Raw genomic sequence first — 18,573 nt, forward strand, 5'->3', positions numbered from 1 at the left:
TAGACCTTTGCAATAGAAATATTGTTAGGGAATCTAAACAGAGTTTATAGTTAGATAGGGTTGTAATTTGTACAACCCTATTTTGAGTACAATATCAACAATTTAATCTAACAGAGCCTAATATTAAAAATGATATAAGTTTTGATAATCCTATAAATATTACAGGACAAAATATAACAATCAATGGTGATGGAAGAAAATTTGATTTAAAACAAACAGATGACACAAATAGATTTGTTATAAAAGGAAATGCAGATAATATAAAAATTAACAATTTAACATTTGATAATTATTATACAACAGGGATATATATTAGTGGTAAAAATATAAATCTTAAAGATATAACTCTAACAGGAAAATCTGTAGAGCCATCTAAAGTTGGAAATGCAAAAGCAGGAATAGATATATCTGATGCAAATACTACTGTAACATTAGAGAATATCACAAGTCAAAATCATTTGCAAAGTGGAATAAGAGTAAAAAAAGGAGCTCATATTACAATAAAAGGGACACATATCCATGAAAATGATGCAGTAGACTTACAAAGTGTACTTGATAATGGAGTTAATACAAATGTAATAGATTTTGATAATGAACAATATATTGAATATAGTAAAAATACTAATCAAGTAAATTATAGAAGCAAAACTTTAAATGCTAGTAGCTTTGAATCATTAAAAAAGGCAGTAACGCAATCAAATGTTAATATTAATATTACAAGTGATATAAAATTTGATAATGCTATAGATATTACAGGAAAAAATATAATAATCAATGGTGATGGTAAGACGTTTGATTTAAATCAAACTGATACTACTAATAGATTTGTTATAAAAGGAAATGCAGATAATATAGAGATTAATAATTTAACATTTGATAATTACACTACAATTGGAATATATGTTAGTGGTAAAAATGTAGCGCTAAAGGATATAACATTAACTGGAGAATATAAGAATTCAACTGCAAATGGAAAAAGTAAAGTTGGTATGGATGTAGTTGGTTCTACTGTAACAATAGAGAATATAACAAGTAAAAATCATAGTGAATGTGGAATTAGACTAAGAGAGGAAGCTAAGGTTGAAATTTCAGGAAATAATAGCCATGAAAATGATAATGCTGATATTAAAATGGTAGTATTAGATGGTGCTTCTGAGAGTGTAATAACAGATAATACTAGTAAATATATTAAAACTTCTGAAACTATCGATAAAGATAAAAAAATATATTCTATAGTTTACGTAAAACAATAGACGTAACAGATTTTACAGGATTAGAACAAGCAGTAACGGTAAATAATGCTATTATAAATATAAATCAAACTATTGAATTAACAGAAGAGTTAAATATAACAGGGAAAAATATAATAATAAATGGTAATAACAATAAAATTTATTTTAAAAATACTAATAAGAAGATAGTAGTTAAATCAACTGCAGTAGGAACTACATTAAGTAATATAAATATCGAAAATTATACTTCGTCAGCTATATTATTATATAATGCTAAAGATATAATTTTAGATAATATAAAATTACTAGGGACAGATAAGAAAAGTTCTGTAGGTATAGATGTAAGTAATTCTACAGCAACAATAAAAAATATAACAAGTAAGAATCATGTTGAGTGCGGAATAAAATTAAGAGATGCATCAACTGTTACATTTGAAGGAAACAATACTCATGAGAATGATAAATCTGATATTAAAATTATAGTAGCCAATGGTGCTTCTGAGAGTGTAATAACAGATAATACTAATAAATATATTAAAACATCTGAAACTACTGAAACAGATAAAAAAATTATATTATATAGTTTATTTAAAACAATAGACGTAACAGATTTTACAGGGTTAAAACAAGCAGTAACAGAAAATAATGCAATTATAAATATAAACAATACTATTGAATTAACAGAAGAGTTAAATATAACAGGGAAAAATTTAACGATAAATGGTAATGATAATAAAATTGATTTAAAAAATAGTAATAATAAGATAGTAGTTAAATCAACGGCATCAGGAAGTACATTAAGTAATATAAATTTTGAAAATTATACTTCGTCAGCTATATTACTATATAATACTAAAGACATAACTTTAGATAATATAAAGTTACTAGGAACAGATAAGAAAAGTTCTGTAGGTATAGATGTAAGTAATTCTACAGCAACAATAAAAAATATAACGAGTATAAATCATATTGAGTGTGGAATAAGATTAAGAGATGTATCAACTGTTACATTTGAAGGAAACAATACTCATGAAAATGATACTGCAGCTATAAGAAGTATGGTTAAAGATGGACAAGATGAAAATAAAATACATGACGTAAATGATCAGTATCTTAAAACAGATGAAAAAGTTGATTCTGCTAATACAAAAAATGAGTATTATAACACTCAGAAAATTGTGAGTGTAGATACCTTTGAAAAGTTAAAAGATGCTATAACAATACCAAATTCTCTTATAAAGATAACTCAAGATATTACGTTAAAAGAGAATTTAGAAATAAAGGCTAATTACGTAACTATAGATGGTAATAATTTTAAATTTGATTTAGGTAATGTCGATAGCTTTAGTGTAAAAGCAAAAAATGTAACATTAAAGAATCTTGAATTTGCTAATTATAAGACAACTGGATTAACTCTATATGGAGCAAAGGATGTTAGCTTATATAAGTTGAAATTATCTGGTAAAGATATTTCTTTACCTAATAATGAAAGAAGTACAGTAGGAATAGATATATTCGATTCTACAGTTAAAATTGATGATATATCTAGTAATAATAATTTATATAGAGGTATCCAAGTAAGAGGTGGTTCAACTGTAGATATTTTATCAAAAAATATTCATACTAATGATACTGTGCATATGCAATCAATTAAAAAAGCTGGAGAACAAGAGAACATAATAAATGATCCACATGGGTTGTATGTAAAGGGAACAGAAAAAAATAATAAAGAAAATAGTACAATAGATTATTTCTCTAGAGTAGATGTTGATATATCAACAGCAAAAGATTTTATAAATAATATTAGTAATAACGGTAATGTGCTGCATATTAAGAATGATATTAAAATTGAAGCAGGTGATTTACCAGCAGGAAGTGATATTAGTGAATTAGTAGTTAATTCTAACATATTAATTGAGGGAGATGGACGTACCATTGATTTAAATAAGTTAGTAGGTATTACATTAAAAGGAAATGATATAATACTAAAAGATTTAACTATAAAGAATTCTAAAGATATAGGAGTTAATATTTACAATTCTCGTGATATACTTCTTGATAATGTAACTGTAGAGAATTCTTATAGATATGGTATATTTGTTAACGGAAGTACTGTTAAGTTAGAAGATTGTTCTACTAAAAACAATAATGGTGGAATAATGATTACTAGATCAAGAACTCTTAGAGCAGATAGTCATATAGATTCACGTGTAGAAGTTATTGGTTCTATACACCAAGAAGAGTCAAACATAAATGTTGGAGTTACTAATTTACAAATGATTGATGGATATTTCCAAAATAATGAATTTGTTGTGGCAGATAATATTTATGATAAGTATGTAAATGATGTTGAAAGTAAAGTTCTAAGTGAATATTATCTTAATTTATTTGGAATAACAGGAGAAGATCGTAATAAGAAGTATGATGAACAAACAACAGATTATATGATAATTAAAACTGTTATAGATGTTCAAAATCATTCAGAAGTTTTAGATGAAAATGGACAACCTATTACATTAGCTGGTGATGGGGTTACAGATGATACTCAAAACTTAAAGAAGTTGATAGAATATGCAGCTTCACATGGTAGAGAGTTATATTTCCCAGAGGGAGTATATAAAATAACAGCTGATATTGATTTAGCAACAATCAATCTTCCTGCATTATCAAACTTTAAATTGAGTGGTGCAACAAATGGTCTTTCTATATTTGACGGAAGTTAAAGTGTTGATAAGATGTTAAAGTTAATGAATGCAGAATACCATTCAAATATGAACTATGTAAACATAAATAACATAGTATTCGATAACATTGGGTTAGAGTTTAATGGACCATATAAAAAAGGTATAAGCTTCAATAATAATGTATTTATGAATGGTCAATATACAAGAGAAACAAATGCTGCAGGTGAAATAAGAAAGGTTACAATGGAACCTTATATAACTGCAAAGAATAATAAGTATATAATAGAGGAAAATGCATTCTTAAGAGGAGTTAATTATCCAGGAAGAGGTATTGCAACATACAGAACTAATAATACGACTATTAAAGATAATTTCTTTGGAAATTTAGAAGGTTTAAGTGATGCTGCTACAATGTTACCGGATACAGTTATAAACAAATTAAATCTTATCCAAGTTGAATCTCAATCAGGGCTAAGTGAAGGAATTAAGATAAGCGGTTCTCAAGGTAATTTCCTTACGGCTATTAATAATGAAAGATATGACGAGAATGTTAATATATCGAACAATTACTTCAACATGGATAAAACTAGAAATATAACTGGTAATTTTGGAACAGATGTATTAATATCAGGTATAAATGTTGCAGTAGATGGGCAAAGAAGAGACCACATAATATACTCTAAGGGATATACTAACTTAAATATATATGGAAATTACTTCGAAGGTATGGAAAATGGAGCAGCTGGAGGAGTAAAAATAAGAAATGGTGAGGGTGCATATGTAGGTTCAAATCATTTTAAAGATGTACCATTACTAACATATATATATGGTGATTTAACAAAACAAGAATGTATACTTTACAACACAACTATATATAATAACTTATTCCATCAAACAACAAACTTTGGTGGACAAGGTACTGGAATATTATATTATCAAAGCTTTAGAGATGGTCAAGACTTACAGTTTAAAGACGATTCTTGGGTAGGGGCCTACGGAGATGTTCAAAACTTTGTAATTTACAATAATGAGTTTATGAGTGATGAAAGAGATCAAATTACTATAAGTAACAGAGCTGTAACGGCGTATGGAGATAATCAATTCTTAGCTTATGGAAATAAATATGCAGAAGATAAGAATATATCAGTTAACTATAATAAAGGGAACTTTAGTTTAAATGAATCAACTGAATCAGAGGTATTAAATAAAGTAAACAGTGGATTTGCAATTTATAATACTGTAGATATACCATTAACACCAGCAAAAGTAGACCATACATATTTAAATTCGCAAATAAATGAAGCAAATGAATTCTATAATAATATATTAACAAATGGTCAAATTGGTATCTTTGGAGGACAACATCCAGAGAGTGAGGTTAATGAACTGAAGAATTTAATTTTAGAAACTCAACAGTTGATTGATGGAAATGCATTAACTCAATGGGAAACTAATAAAAGATTAACACTTATACAAGAAACTTTAGAAAAATTAAAGACAAATATAAATGATAGAGGTTTAGCACCAACTGTAACAGTATTAAATGATGTAACTATAAATATTGGAGAAGAATTTGATCCGTATGCTGGAATTATATTTGAAGATGACAGAGATACTAGCGAGAATTTAAAAATTCTTGTTGACTTAGATTCATTTGATAACACTATTTCAGGTGAATATATAATTACATATTCTGTTACAGATAGTGATGGGAATACAACTAAGGAAACTAGAAAGGTTATAGTTAGAAGTAATGAGAAGCCAGTAATAAGTGGAATAGGAACTATTACAATAAATCTTGGAGAGAATTTTGATCCAATGCCTGGAGTTATAATTACAGATGATAATGATTCTATAGAAGAAATGAAAGTTACTGTTGATTTAGGAAACTTTGATAATAATGTTCCTGGTACTTACATAATTAAGTATACTATAGAAGATAGTGATGGAAATATAACTGTAGCAGAAAGAGAAGTTATTGTATTAGAAGATATTGATAATTCTGTTAACGATGAAGTTAATGATGAAATCAAAGATGAAGTTGATGATGAAGTTAATGACGAAGTTAAAAATGAACAAAATAATAATGAAGAGATAAATAGTGAATTGAATAATACTCAAAATCCTAATACAGGTGATCAAAGTAATATACTAAATTGGGCATTAGCTGGACTTATATCTCTGATTGGACTTCTATTTGTAAATAGAAAGAGAAAAAAAGTTAAATAATTATATATAGTTTAATAAAGGGAAAATTGTAATCTATAAAATAGATTACAATTTTCTTTAGCTTATATAAATAATAGATTAATACATATTCGAAATTTTAATATGATTCTTTACAAAATAAGGGGATTAATTGATGAAAATATTTAAAAGTATAATTAATATAATCTTAATTTTAATTATATTTGTATGTGGATATAAAGTGTTTTACAAAGTAACTGAATATAAGAAGGCTGATGAAGTATATGAAAAAATTAGAATAGAAAAAGAAGAAACTAACAATCCATATATTGAAAATACAGATTATAGAGGATGGATTAAGATAGAAAATACAAATATAAACTATCCAATTCTTCAAGGAGAAGATAATTTATATTATTTAGATAAAGATATAAACAAAGAATATATAATATCTGGGTCCATATTTATGAACTATTTAAATAATGGATTCGACGACCAAAATACAGTTTTGTTTGGACATAATATGAAAAATGAAACTATGTTTGCTCACTTGAAAAAGTATAAGGAAAAAGATTTCTTTTATAATAATAATGATATAGATATAGAGTTAAATAATGGTGAGAATTTGCAATATAAAGTTTTCTCTGTATATATTACAGATGTTACAGATAATTATATTCAAACTAATTTTGGAAATAAAAATGAATATAAAGATTTTTTAGAAAGAATACAGAGTAAATCAATGTATGAAGCAGACATAGAGGTAGATGAAGATGATAAAATAATAACTTTGTCAACTTGTTCTTTTGAATTCAATGATGCAAGAATGGTAGTGCATGCTAAGCTTATTAAGTAAGTGTAATAGAAGAATTATATTATGAAACAGTAGATAGATTTTTTTATAAATTTATCTGCTGTTTTTTATATAGTTAGTATGAGAATTTAATATTAGAGAGTTTACTATTATAAAATGTTTATCTAGAATATTAACAACAAATATTGGAAAAAATTAATAAAGCTGTTGATTGTTTTAAATTAGATGTGGATAAGTTTTGAAAAATAAAATAGAGCCTAGTATCCGGCGAAAGACAACCTAGGCTCTATAAGTAATTAGCACTTTACGTACCAACTGCTCATTTATAATAACACCATTGCTTAATAAAAGCAATGTTAAATAATGTATAATAACTATTATAGTAATAAATATATCATATAGAAGTATTTACAATATTTACTATTTAATAAAAAAATTAAAAAACAAGAATATTATAGATTTTCTTCTATGATTTTAATAACTCAGATAAGTTGACAGTAGAGGTATGTTGATTTATAATAAAATCACGATGTTGATCATCGATTGAAAACTGAATAGGGGATACGCGTTTAGACCTATTTACCTAACATGGGGGCGTTTTGGCTTCGACGGGGGTAAGATGGGTTTGATAAGCGGGCCGAGGCAAGCATGTCACCTCGTTAATAAAGTATGCATTAAATATAAACGCAGAAGACAATTTTGCATTAGCAGCTTAATATAAGCTACTCATCAGTCCTGAATGCCCACGTTTGGGGTAGCTGGTGTCATAAAAGTGGGGAACGAAGTCTAGCAAAGCTTTGAGCTAGAGGGGTATTTATGAAGCTAGGGAATTAGGAGTTTGTTTGTGAGCGAACTAAGGACCGAAATTTTAGTCACAAACTACGCTCGTAGAAAGTCAGGCTGGTCTGCTTTCGGACAGGGGTTCGATTTTGGAAAAAAGTCGCCTTAAGCAGTGATGTTTAAGTGATAACTTGGCTTTATCGGTGAAACCGTAGCAAGTAGGGTTGACGGCAATACCGAGAGGTATGTGAAGAAATTCAACAGCCTTGTATCGACTTATAGGTTCCTAAAGAGAAATCTATGGAATACTAGGATAGAAGATGTAAACTATAATAAGCTTCTATAATACGCCAAGAGGCAAGTTAATGCTTGTCTAAGATATAGTCAGGGCAATTTGGAAACAGTTGATAAACTGACCCCTCGCCTCCACCAAATAAAACCGTACAGATTTTTCTGTACGGTTTTTCTATTCTATAGAGAGAAATTCTTTATAAAAATTAAATTTTGCTTTTAGTAATTTATCAGAGTATCTACCATTTCTAGGGGTAAGGTCTTTGTATTTATTCAATAATAATTCAGCTCTTTTCTTTTTGGCTGAAATGATTAAGTAAGGATAAATATCTGAAATGAGATTTAATGCTACATTATATTTAATAGTATAAGTATAGCAATTTTGATGTTTCTCAGGGTTATAATTCTTTTTATTTATAATAGTGCCTTTTCCTACGATTAATTTAATCCACTTTAATAGTTCTAAAGTAGTAGAAGCTATGGATACACAAGGAAAAGGATATTCATTTGAATGAAATTTTTGAAGCATTATGCACCTTCACCATCAATAATTCCTGCTATATATACTTTTTCTATTTCGGTCATAATACACCTTCCAAATAGAGCTTATATGAAAAGTATAACCAATATTAATAAAAATTATGGATATATAATATGGCTTGTCTCTACCGTGAAACCCACTAAGATCTAAATTGATTTTAATGGGTTATTTATATTGTTTTGAGATTTAGATATAGTAATATATAATTAAAGGATAAAGCTAATAAGGAAGTATGAGAAACTTATGAAGAAACGTGAAATAAAGTATCCAATAGAATTAGTAGTTTCATTATTGTGTGATAAATGGAAATTTATAATCTTGTGTAAGTTAAGAAAAGGTACAAAGAGGTTTGGTGAACTTCAAAATGAAATTGGCAATATAAGTGCAAAAGTTTTAACATCACAATTAAAAGAATTAGAAAGAAATAGATTTATAAAAAGAGAAGTTTACTCAGAAGAAGTACCAATAAAAGTAGAATATTCGCTAACAGAATTAGGTCAAAGCTTATATCCAATAATGAAATCTATGTTTGATTGGGGAATGAAAAATAAAGATAAATTTACAGAAGAATATAATATTATTATTGATGAAAACTTGAAATTTTCAAAGTAATAAGAAATTAATCCGTATCATTAAAAGTTTTATACGGATTAAATTTTAAGCTAAGAATATTTCAGGACTTTTTTCATTGTGAGCAAAATTAGTAATAAGCATATTCTGCATATTTTTATAAGGTTCTGAAGTCATTACTTTAGCACTTAATGGACATCTCTTAACACAGCTATTGCACTTTATACATTTAGAAATATCAATAGTTCTGCAGTCTGAAAAGTCTATAGCACTAGTTGGACAGTGCTTTGCACATATACCACAAGTAACACATTTTTCATTAGTTTCAGGAGCAAATGGCATAGGTGGAATATTCTTTTCTACATATGGTATGCTTCCAGGTAGGGTTAAAGAATTTAAATCTGATAATGAATTAATTTCTTTTAATCTTTTTATAATTTCACATCCAAAATCGGAAGCAGTTTTTAAATCTTCAGCATGTGGTCTTCCAGTAGCTAATTTACTTGTTGATGAATGTTCTGTAATAAAGGTAGCTGCACCTAATCCTATAAATCCCTTTGAGGTAAAAATATAATATTGTTCTAATAAGGCATCTTCATAATCTCTGTTACCATAAGTAGTTATAAACACCCCTAGTGTATTGTTAGCAGTAATCGTATCTATATAATTATGTAGTAATCTTGGAAATCTTCCAGCATAAGTTGGCATACCTATTATAACTAAATCATTACTGGAAAAAGTTATGCTATTAGTTCTGTTTTGTGGTAATGTTATATCAAATTCCTCATAGTTTGAATCAATAGATTCAGCTATAGCTTTAACAATTTTTTTAGTTCCACTAGTAGGACTAAAATATAATATTTTTAAATTTTTATCCATATAAATCATTCCTTCTATTTTGATAAAGTTACTATATCAAATAGGTGGAATATTAACAATAATGCACTTTTCAGTAAGTTACTTACTAAAAGGTAAGTAAGCTATTAGTCAATTTTTTTAATGTTTCTTCAGATAATTACTATATATAGCCATTACAAAATAAATTTACAATGAATGTAAAAGTAAGTTATAATAAAAGCCAATTATTTAGTTATTTACAAAAATGAATAAATTATTAGAATAAGGATAAAGTATTGACAAATAAATTCAAAATATATAACTATTATAGTATCTAAAAACATGGGAGGATGCTCATAGAGATGAAGATAGCAGTATGTGAGGATAAAGCTAAAGAAATTGATTTTCTTAATATTAAAATTAAAAAATGGGCAAAAGAAAAAAATATTGACATATCAATTGATAACTTTACAACAGCAGAATTATTTTTGTTTGAATGGTCTGATTATGATAAATATGACATAATATTTTTAGATATAAAATTAAGTAAGATGTCAGGAATCGAGTTATCAAATATAATAAGAGAAAAAAATAATAAGGTTGATATTGTATTCGTAACAGGATTTTTTAAATATGCATTACACGGATATAGAGTTGGTGCATTACAATATCTAATAAAGCCTATAGAAAGTTCTGATTTATATTTCTGTTTGGACAAGTCCCTAAATAGAATAACTAATGAATTTAAACAATCTATACTTATTTTAGAGACAACTAAAAAAACTATTAAATTAGATTATAATGATATAAATTATTGTATAATGTTCTCACCTTATATAGATATTCATACAAATTCAGAGAAAATAACATTAAGAAAGAAAATAAGTGAAATAGAAAAGATATTACCTAGTGAATATTTTATAAGATGCCATAGATCGTACATAGTAAATGTAAAGTACATAAAGGCAATAATAAAAAATAACGTATTGCTAGTAAGTGGTTTAAAAATACCAATAAGTAGAGGAAAGTATAAAGAGGTAAATGACGCTTTTATAAATTATATATGTCAATAAAGCTTGAGGTAATTATATGATTGATTTGTTTGTAATGGAAGTAATTGGTGACTTTATAAATGTTCTTATTATGATGTATTTTTTTTATAGGGTTATGCCACCTAAAAATAAAAGATATGGTCAAGTATGTACAATAATTATGATAATTATTTATACATTAATACCATCCAATTACACCAATAACGTAATTTTTAATATACACGGAAATGGAATATTTTTATTTATTTTTGGTTATTATATTTTACTATTAATATACCCTATTCTATTTAGGAAAGGGAGAATGGCAGAAAAATTTTTTTTATCATCAGTTTATATTACTATTATGTTAATAATTTCTTTTATAGTATTAATAGCAGTTGCAGAAATATTCAATACAACTATAGCTGAAATAGCTTTTTACGCTAATTATAAGAAAAGTATAGCAATATTTATTAATAGATTTATTCAATTTATATGTATTAGTATATTGTCAAATAATATAGGTTTTATAAAATATATAAAAAATAAAACTTTATATGTAGGAGGAACTATTTTAGTTTTTCACCATATATTAATATTTATAATGGAAAGAGACTTAGTTGAAAGATTAGATAGAATAAATATAAATATTATAATAATCGTGTTTAGTTTATGTATAATTCAAATATTATTAATATATGTTTTAAATACATTCTCAAAAGAAACTGAGGAGAAGTTTTTGCTAAAAATGGAATTGGATCGTAAGATGCATGATGAAGAAATTATAAATATGTATACAAGAATGATAAGATGGAAGCATGATGCTAGAAATCATATAAGTATGATTTTAGGATTATTAGAAGCAGGTACAAAGGAAGAAGTTATTTCATATATAAATGAAATAACTAGTAATATTACTAAGCTTGATAAAAATATGTATTCAAATAATATAGCTATAAATTCTATATTAATGAGTAAAATGAAAATGGCAGAAGAAAAAAATATAAAGGTAAATTTAAATCTGAAAATAGATTCAGAAATAAAAATTTCTAATGTAGATATATGTATTATTATGGGAAATCTGCTAGATAATTCTATAGAAGCTTGTAATGTTATTGAGGGAGATAAATTTATAGATTTAAAAATAGCTTCTGAAATGAATAGATTAGTAGTTAAGATAAGTAATAATACTAATGGATATGTCAATGAAGTAAATGGTAGATTCTTAACTACGAAGCATAGTAATATGAATGGTATTGGTCTAATTCAAATTGATAAAGTTGTTAAAAAATATAATGGATATATTAATAGAAAACATGAAAATAATATATTTACTACATATCTAATGGTTTAATATAAAATTTAATTATAACATATTAAGGGATACTGATTTTAAACAGTATCCTTTTATTTTCTTATAGTTAAATTATTTAATAATACAATTTAGATACAAAAAGAGTAATTTAGCGACAAACTGAAAATAAATTAAAATAAATGAAGTAAAATAAATGAATTAAAACAATTAATATGACAATATTTTATATGAAAAATTAATGAATAGAAAACATATAAGTTTATTTGATATATTAATTAAAATATTAATCTAAATTAAAGTAGATTTAACAGTGAGAGGTTCTAATGTATGCGATATTAAAAATGTTAATTATATTTATTTTATTAAATATTTTCATGCCTATAAAATCAGTTAGAGCAATATTAAATGAGGCGAAATTTGAAAATATATCTATTGATGAAGGGCTTTCAAATGAAAATGTAACTTCAATATTTCAAGATAGTAGAGGTTATATGTGGATAGGAACAAAAGATGGGCTTAATAGATATGATGGGCAAATAATAAAAATATATAACTGTAATGCTAAGAATGAAAATACTTTGAGCTCCACTTACATAATGGATATAGAAGAAGATGTTTATGGGGATATATGGATAGCTACTGATAATGGATTGGATTTTTTGATGGCTGATACAGGTGTCATTGTAAGAATGAAGGATAGAAAAGATAAGTATAACTTAGGGGAGTTAAGTATAACATCACTAATAAAGAGTAAATATGACGAAAATATTATGTGGGTAGGAACGGAAAATGGCTTAATGAAAATAGATGTTAGAAATAACTCAATTCAAGCTTTTTATCATGACCCAAATGATTTAAACTCATTAACAAATTCATCAATAACTTGTTTAGAAGAGGGGGAGAATATTTTATGGGTTGGAACTAAACAAGGGTTAAATATAATAGATAAAGATTTAAAAGTAAAAAGTAATAGAAGTAATAGTAGTAAAGATAAATTATTTATTTCAAATATGAGTATGGATAAAGATGGTAATTTATGGTTATCTACAAAAGAAGGTATTTTTATTTATAATATAAAAGAAGAGAGAAGAGATTATATATATATAATTGATAGTGATAGTATTAAAGAATACAATATCACTAAAAATGCTATAAATAACATTTATGAATTTGGTGGTAAGAAGGTTAAATTCTACAATAACTATATTTTTAATGATAGTAATAATAACATATGGATATCTACTAGTAATGGTGTGATAAGATATTCAAGTGAGAACGAGAAATTTGATATATTAAAAAAAGATGAAATATCTAAAAATTCAATTAGTAGTAATATTATAACCTGCATTTATGAAGATTTTAATGGTACAATATGGATTGGAACGGATAAGGGAGTTAACATATTAAATGAAAATATTATATTTAAAAGTGTCAATAAATATGATAACAATGCAGTAGCTATGTTAAGGCACAATGATTATATATGGGTAGGTACTAAATTTCATGGTATATATATCTATGATTATAAGACTAGCGAACTAGTAAATATTTTATATGAAGAAGAAAATTTTAATTTAAAGGATAGATATATAAGATCTATGTTTGAAATTAATAATAAATATATTGTTGTTGTTACCAATAAAGAGTTAATATACTTTGATACCGATGAAAATTCTTATAGTGAAATACTTATTGGAGATGATTATTATTCAGAATTGAGCTATATGTATAGTGAGTGGGAGGATATCTGGATAGCAACAACAACGGATTTTTACTCTTACAATATAAGTTCTGGAGAAAAGATATATTATAGCGAAAATATAAAAGAGTTTGGGATAAATCCAGGAAACATAAAATATATACTTCAAGATAATAAAGATGAAGATATTATTTGGTTAGGTGGAGTTAATATTGGGTTAATAAAATACCATAAAAAAAATGGTGTTATGGACAAATATGTAAGAGAAACTTTAAATGAGAATTCGTTAATAAATGATTATATAAATTGTATGGTATTTGACTCTAGTGATAACTTATGGATAGGCACCAATATAGGATTAAGCAAATTTAATTTAAAAACAAATGAATTTACTTCGTATACTACAGCTGAAGGATTAACTAATAACTTTATTAACTCTATTTTAGTTGATGATAATGGTGATATTTGGATAAGTACTAATAAAGGATTAAATAAATTTGATATAGAAGAAGAAGTTTTTACAAATTTCATAAAAATGGATGGTTTACATGGATATCAATTCAATTTAAATTCAAGTTTAAAACTTGACTGTGGATATATAATGTTTGCTAGTACAGAAGGAATTACATATTTTAATCCAAGTGAGTTAAAAGAGTATAAAACATATAATAATGAAGTTATAATTGGAGATATATATGTTGGTAAAAATAAAGTTGTATATGATGGAGATGAATTAATTTTAGAGCATAACTACAAAAATTTATACATTAGTTATTTTTTACCAAACTACGAAAGGATAAATAGTATAACTTATGAATATATGCTTGAAGGGTTCGATTCAGATTGGATATATATTGATTCACGAAATCAGTTAGATTTTAAATATCTAGAATCAGGAAATTATACTTTAAAAATACGAGCTAGAGATGGACAAGGTGAAAAGACAAAGGAAACAAGTATTAAAATAAGAGTAAAAAATCCAATATGGAAAACCCCGTTAGCGTATATGATATATATATCTATAGTAATAGCATTGTTCATTTATATATTTAATTATGTTAAGATACTACGTCATTTGGTTAATCAAAAAACTATTAAGTTAAATAAACAATTAGAACAAAATAAAATATTAAGCCAGAAAATAATAGATAATGAAAAATTCAAAAATAATTATTTTATTAATTTATCTCATGAACTAAGAACACCAATAAATGTGATAAATTCAACAGTTCAATTGATAAATTCAATAAATGTAAATAAGGGTATAACATATGAAAAACTTAATCAATACATGGAGATAATAGGGAAAAATTGCAATAATTTATTGAAAATTATAAATGATATTATAGATAGTTCTAAGATAGAAACCGGAAAGTATAAAATTAATAAGAAAAACTATGATATAGTATATATAGTTGAAGAGACTGCACTGAACATGAGAAAATTTATAGAAGATAAAGGGATATCTCTTATAATTGATCCAGAAATTGAGGAAAAAATTATTTCTTGCGATGAAACTGAAATAGAAAGATGCATAATTAATTTATTAGGAAATGCAGTAAAATTTACTCAAGAAGGCGGAGAGATTAGAGTATATATTAAAGAGGTTGAAAATAATATTGAGATAACTATAGAAGATACTGGAATAGGAATATCAAAAGAGGATCAAGAATTTATATTTAAAAGATTTGAACAAGTAGAAGGTACAAAAGTTACAAAAGTAAGTAGCAGTGGAATTGGACTTACTCTTGTTAAATATATAATAGAGCTTCATGGTGGATATATTAGACTTGAAAGTGAGATTAATAAAGGCAGTAGATTTACTATAGGGCTTCCAGACATAGTAGAAAAATTAGAAGATAACTAAAGAAAAATAAGCATTAGGAAATATTAAGAAAAATGTTGTAGAAATTACAGATAGATTAAAATGAGAGGCAGATTTATCTACGATTAGACAAAGTAATTGTTAGTGAAGATGCAACTAATGATATTGAAGAATTAGATGGAATTTACTAAATAGAACCGTACAGAGTTTTCTGGATGGTTCTATTTGGTATTAAAAGAAAAATATTTAATATTTAGATTGATAAGTAACAGAGTAGGTTTAATAAAATAATTATTTAGGATATAATATAGCTAGAATATATAGGAAAAGGAGTAAGTTATATGGGTATTAAGATAGTAACAGATAGTACATCATATATACCTCAAGAGTATATTAAAAAATATGATATAAAAATAGTTTCTTTAAATGTTGTTATGAATGGAGATAGTAGAAGAGAAGTTGATATAGATAATAAATATTTTTATAAAGAAATGAATGAATCTAAAGAGATTCCAAAATCATCTCAACCTATCCCACAAGAAATGTTAGAAATTTTTAAAGGTATAGTAGAAGAGGGAGACTCTGTAGTTGGTATATTTTTATCATCAAAAATGAGTGGAACGTATTCTACTGCAAATATGGTAAAAGAGATGGTATTAGAAGAATATCCTAATGCTGATATACAGATACTTGATTCAAAAACTAACTGTATGCAAATGGGATTTGCTGCTATAGAAGCAGCTAAAGCTTCTAATGAAGGAAAAAGTATGGATGAAGTAATAACTATAGCAGAATATGTATTTAATAATAGTAGATTCTTATTTACACCAGAAACTTTAGAGTATTTAAAGAAAGGTGGAAGAATAGGGGGAGCGGCTGCTCTATTTGGTAATATACTTCAAATAAAACCTATACTTACAGTAGTTGATGGAGAAACTTCTGTTTTTAAGAAGGTTAGAACTAGAAAGAAAACAATAGAAGAAATTGTAACTACTGTTTTAAATGATATAGAATCAAAAGGATTAGGTGACATTATCGTTCATCACATAAATTGTGAAGAAGAAGGGCTTAAGCTAGCTAAGATTCTAGAAGAAAAATTATGTAGAAAAGTGAGTATACAATCTATTGGACCAGTTATTGGGCTTCACGTAGGGCCAGGAAGTATAGGAATTGCATACTATACTAAAGAATAATAAAATAAATATATAAATTAAATTTAGAAAAAATTACTTTAAAAAAGATTCTCTAACATTTTTGTTAGGGAATCTTTTTAGTTTTGAATTATATATAGAGAATTTATATAAATTAATAATCTTTAGAAGTAAGATTATATAAATCTTACATATTGTAAATATTAATATTGATTGAATTTATTATTAAGGAGACGTATGTATGAATTTTAATATGGATAGGTTTAGATATGAATTTACTAGGAATCAAGCAAGTAATGAAGAAATATATGAAACTATATTAGAAGGGATGAATGTACATGGGTCTAACTTTATAATATTAATGTGTGCAATAATTATTGCTTCTATAGGTTTAAATATGAATTCAGTAGCAGTGATAATAGGAGCTATGCTTATATCACCATTGATGGGATCGATAATAGGTATAGGATATGGCGTTGGTACATACAATACTAAGCTTTTGAAAACAGCATTTAGAGTACTATCTATTTCTATTATTATAAGTGTAGTTACATCTACTGTATATTTTAGTATAACGCCTATAACTACTGCAGGTAGTGAAATCTTAGCTAGAACAAGTCCTACAATATGGGATGTAATAATTGCTTTTGTCGGTGGTGTGGCTGGAATGATAGGTTTGACACGGAATAAGCCAAGTAATGTTATACCAGGAGTTGCTATAGCAACTGCTCTTATGCCACCATTATGTACGGCTGGTTATGGTATAGCAACAAAGCAATTGAATATTTTTTTAGGTGCTGGATATTTATTTTTTATTAATGGATTTTTTATAGCTATATCAACATTTGTAGTTACAAAAGCATTAAAACTTACTACTAAGAGTAATATAGATTATGAAAAAGAAAGTAAAGTAAGAAGATTTATACTTATATCATCTATTATAGTGATGATACCTAGCATGGTTTCTGCAATTTGGATGATTACAAAAACTATAGATGAAAAAGATTTGAATGATTTTATAAGTAATGAGCTAAAAAATCAATATGTATTAAGTAAAAATATAGATTATAAAAATAATATTATTACATTAGTTACAGTTGGAGATAGTATAAATAGTACTGAGTTGAATTTTTTAAATGAAAAAATGGTTGATTATGGATTAAAAAATAAAAAGCTTATACTTAAGCAAGAAGGCATTAATATGTCAAATCTAGAACAGTATATAGATAGTATAAAAAATAATCAAAGGTATATTACGTCCAATAATACGGACACTAATAATAAAGAGAAGATTAATAGAAATGCTATATTTAATGAACTTAAATCTATATATCCAGAAATTAATAAATTATATTTAGGATATATATATGGTGAAAATGACGAAGAAAATAATATAGAAATACTTATAATATATAGCGATGTTGAAGATTTTAGTAAAAATATTGGAAATATTGAAAATTGGTTTAAAACTAGAATTAATTCGAATAATGCCAAAGTTTATATTGAAGGTAAAACTAGTTAGTTTATATTAAATTTTTGTAAATATTATATTTATAAAAATTATAATAGATTATAGGAAATGTATACCTCATAAATTATATAATATGGTTTAATGT

General features: G+C 25.8%; 13 protein-coding genes, 1 other RNA gene and 1 pseudogene. 12 read left to right on the forward strand and 3 right to left on the reverse strand.

The window, feature by feature from the left end; translation table 11 throughout:
• Positions 1-292: 292 nt before the first annotated feature.
• Entirely contained in the window at positions 293-445 is a 153-nt protein-coding gene (locus LQE93_RS14875) for a hypothetical protein (RefSeq protein WP_156334253.1), read from the reverse strand.
• A gap of 13 nt (positions 446-458) precedes the next feature.
• Between LQE93_RS14875 and LQE93_RS14880 the strand changes: the two genes are divergently transcribed.
• The 6 genes and pseudogenes from LQE93_RS14880 (at position 459) to ssrA (ending at position 7,848) form a co-directional block, all read left to right on the forward strand.
• Positions 459-1,253, forward strand: a complete 795-nt coding sequence (locus LQE93_RS14880) for a right-handed parallel beta-helix repeat-containing protein (RefSeq protein ID WP_231074224.1) — start codon at positions 459-461, stop codon at positions 1,251-1,253.
• Positions 1,254-1,417: 164 nt separating this feature from the next.
• Positions 1,418-1,747: pseudogene (locus LQE93_RS16950) on the forward strand (right-handed parallel beta-helix repeat-containing protein); the annotation flags it as partial.
• A 543-nt stretch (positions 1,748-2,290) separates the two neighbouring features.
• Positions 2,291-3,955 (forward strand): right-handed parallel beta-helix repeat-containing protein, encoded by a 1,665-nt coding sequence (locus LQE93_RS14885; RefSeq protein WP_231074226.1) that lies wholly within the window; start codon positions 2,291-2,293, stop codon positions 3,953-3,955.
• 12 nt (positions 3,956-3,967) lie between these two features.
• Positions 3,968-6,145, forward strand: coding sequence for an LPXTG cell wall anchor domain-containing protein (locus LQE93_RS14890; RefSeq protein WP_231074228.1), 2,178 nt, complete (start codon positions 3,968-3,970; stop codon positions 6,143-6,145).
• Positions 6,146-6,278: 133 nt separating this feature from the next.
• Positions 6,279-6,959 (forward strand): class B sortase, encoded by a 681-nt coding sequence (gene srtB / locus LQE93_RS14895; RefSeq protein ID WP_186838490.1) that lies wholly within the window; start codon positions 6,279-6,281, stop codon positions 6,957-6,959.
• Positions 6,960-7,515: 556 nt separating this feature from the next.
• Positions 7,516-7,848: a transfer-messenger RNA gene (ssrA, locus tag LQE93_RS14900) on the forward strand.
• A gap of 315 nt (positions 7,849-8,163) precedes the next feature.
• Here ssrA and LQE93_RS14905 read toward each other — a convergent pair.
• On the reverse strand, positions 8,164-8,517 hold the full coding sequence (locus LQE93_RS14905; RefSeq protein ID WP_331000432.1) for a hypothetical protein: 354 nt from the start codon (positions 8,515-8,517) through the stop codon (positions 8,164-8,166).
• Positions 8,518-8,772: 255 nt separating this feature from the next.
• On the opposite strand from LQE93_RS14905, the gene LQE93_RS14910 reads away from it, so the two are divergent.
• Entirely contained in the window at positions 8,773-9,141 is a 369-nt protein-coding gene (locus LQE93_RS14910; RefSeq protein ID WP_186838740.1) for a winged helix-turn-helix transcriptional regulator, read from the forward strand.
• A 45-nt stretch (positions 9,142-9,186) separates the two neighbouring features.
• Here the strand turns inward: LQE93_RS14910 and LQE93_RS14915 are convergent, their stop codons facing one another.
• On the reverse strand, positions 9,187-9,978 hold the full coding sequence (locus tag LQE93_RS14915) for a 4Fe-4S binding protein (protein WP_231074230.1): 792 nt from the start codon (positions 9,976-9,978) through the stop codon (positions 9,187-9,189).
• Between the two features lie 320 nt (positions 9,979-10,298).
• Here LQE93_RS14915 and LQE93_RS14920 point away from each other — a divergent pair, with 320 nt between their 5' ends.
• From LQE93_RS14920 to LQE93_RS14940, 5 genes are all read left to right on the forward strand, one after another.
• Positions 10,299-11,009, forward strand: a complete 711-nt coding sequence (locus tag LQE93_RS14920; protein ID WP_231074232.1) for a LytR/AlgR family response regulator transcription factor — start codon at positions 10,299-10,301, stop codon at positions 11,007-11,009.
• A gap of 280 nt (positions 11,010-11,289) precedes the next feature.
• Positions 11,290-12,321: an ATP-binding protein gene (locus LQE93_RS14925; protein WP_231074233.1), complete on the forward strand. Its 1,032-nt coding sequence runs from the start codon at positions 11,290-11,292 to the stop codon at positions 12,319-12,321.
• 284 nt (positions 12,322-12,605) lie between these two features.
• Positions 12,606-15,848, forward strand: coding sequence for a ligand-binding sensor domain-containing protein (locus tag LQE93_RS14930; protein ID WP_231074235.1), 3,243 nt, complete (start codon positions 12,606-12,608; stop codon positions 15,846-15,848).
• Positions 15,849-16,147: 299 nt separating this feature from the next.
• Complete coding sequence (locus LQE93_RS14935; RefSeq protein WP_231074236.1) at positions 16,148-16,999, forward strand: DegV family protein; 852 nt, start codon at positions 16,148-16,150, stop codon at positions 16,997-16,999.
• 199 nt (positions 17,000-17,198) lie between these two features.
• Complete coding sequence (locus LQE93_RS14940) at positions 17,199-18,479, forward strand: DUF389 domain-containing protein (protein ID WP_231074238.1); 1,281 nt, start codon at positions 17,199-17,201, stop codon at positions 18,477-18,479.
• Positions 18,480-18,573: the final 94 nt, after the last annotated feature.

Source organism: Clostridium sp. NSJ-145 (assembly GCF_021044725.1).
In the GTDB taxonomy this organism is placed as follows: domain Bacteria; phylum Bacillota; class Clostridia; order Clostridiales; family Clostridiaceae; genus Clostridium; species Clostridium disporicum_B.

Coding starts and splice junctions, on each gene's coding strand:
- LQE93_RS14885 (WP_231074226.1), top strand. CDS start 2,291: ATGGTTAAAGATGGACAAGATGAAAATAAAATACATGACGTAAATGAT.
- LQE93_RS14890 (WP_231074228.1), top strand. CDS start 3,968: ATGTTAAAGTTAATGAATGCAGAATACCATTCAAATATGAACTATGTA.
- srtB (WP_186838490.1), top strand. CDS start 6,279: ATGAAAATATTTAAAAGTATAATTAATATAATCTTAATTTTAATTATA.
- LQE93_RS14905 (WP_331000432.1), bottom strand. CDS start 8,517: ATGCTTCAAAAATTTCATTCAAATGAATATCCTTTTCCTTGTGTATCC.
- LQE93_RS14910 (WP_186838740.1), top strand. CDS start 8,773: ATGAAGAAACGTGAAATAAAGTATCCAATAGAATTAGTAGTTTCATTA.
- LQE93_RS14915 (WP_231074230.1), bottom strand. CDS start 9,978: ATGGATAAAAATTTAAAAATATTATATTTTAGTCCTACTAGTGGAACT.
- LQE93_RS14920 (WP_231074232.1), top strand. CDS start 10,299: ATGAAGATAGCAGTATGTGAGGATAAAGCTAAAGAAATTGATTTTCTT.
- LQE93_RS14925 (WP_231074233.1), top strand. CDS start 11,290: ATGGCAGAAAAATTTTTTTTATCATCAGTTTATATTACTATTATGTTA.
- LQE93_RS14930 (WP_231074235.1), top strand. CDS start 12,606: ATGTATGCGATATTAAAAATGTTAATTATATTTATTTTATTAAATATT.
- LQE93_RS14935 (WP_231074236.1), top strand. CDS start 16,148: ATGGGTATTAAGATAGTAACAGATAGTACATCATATATACCTCAAGAG.
- LQE93_RS14940 (WP_231074238.1), top strand. CDS start 17,199: ATGAATTTTAATATGGATAGGTTTAGATATGAATTTACTAGGAATCAA.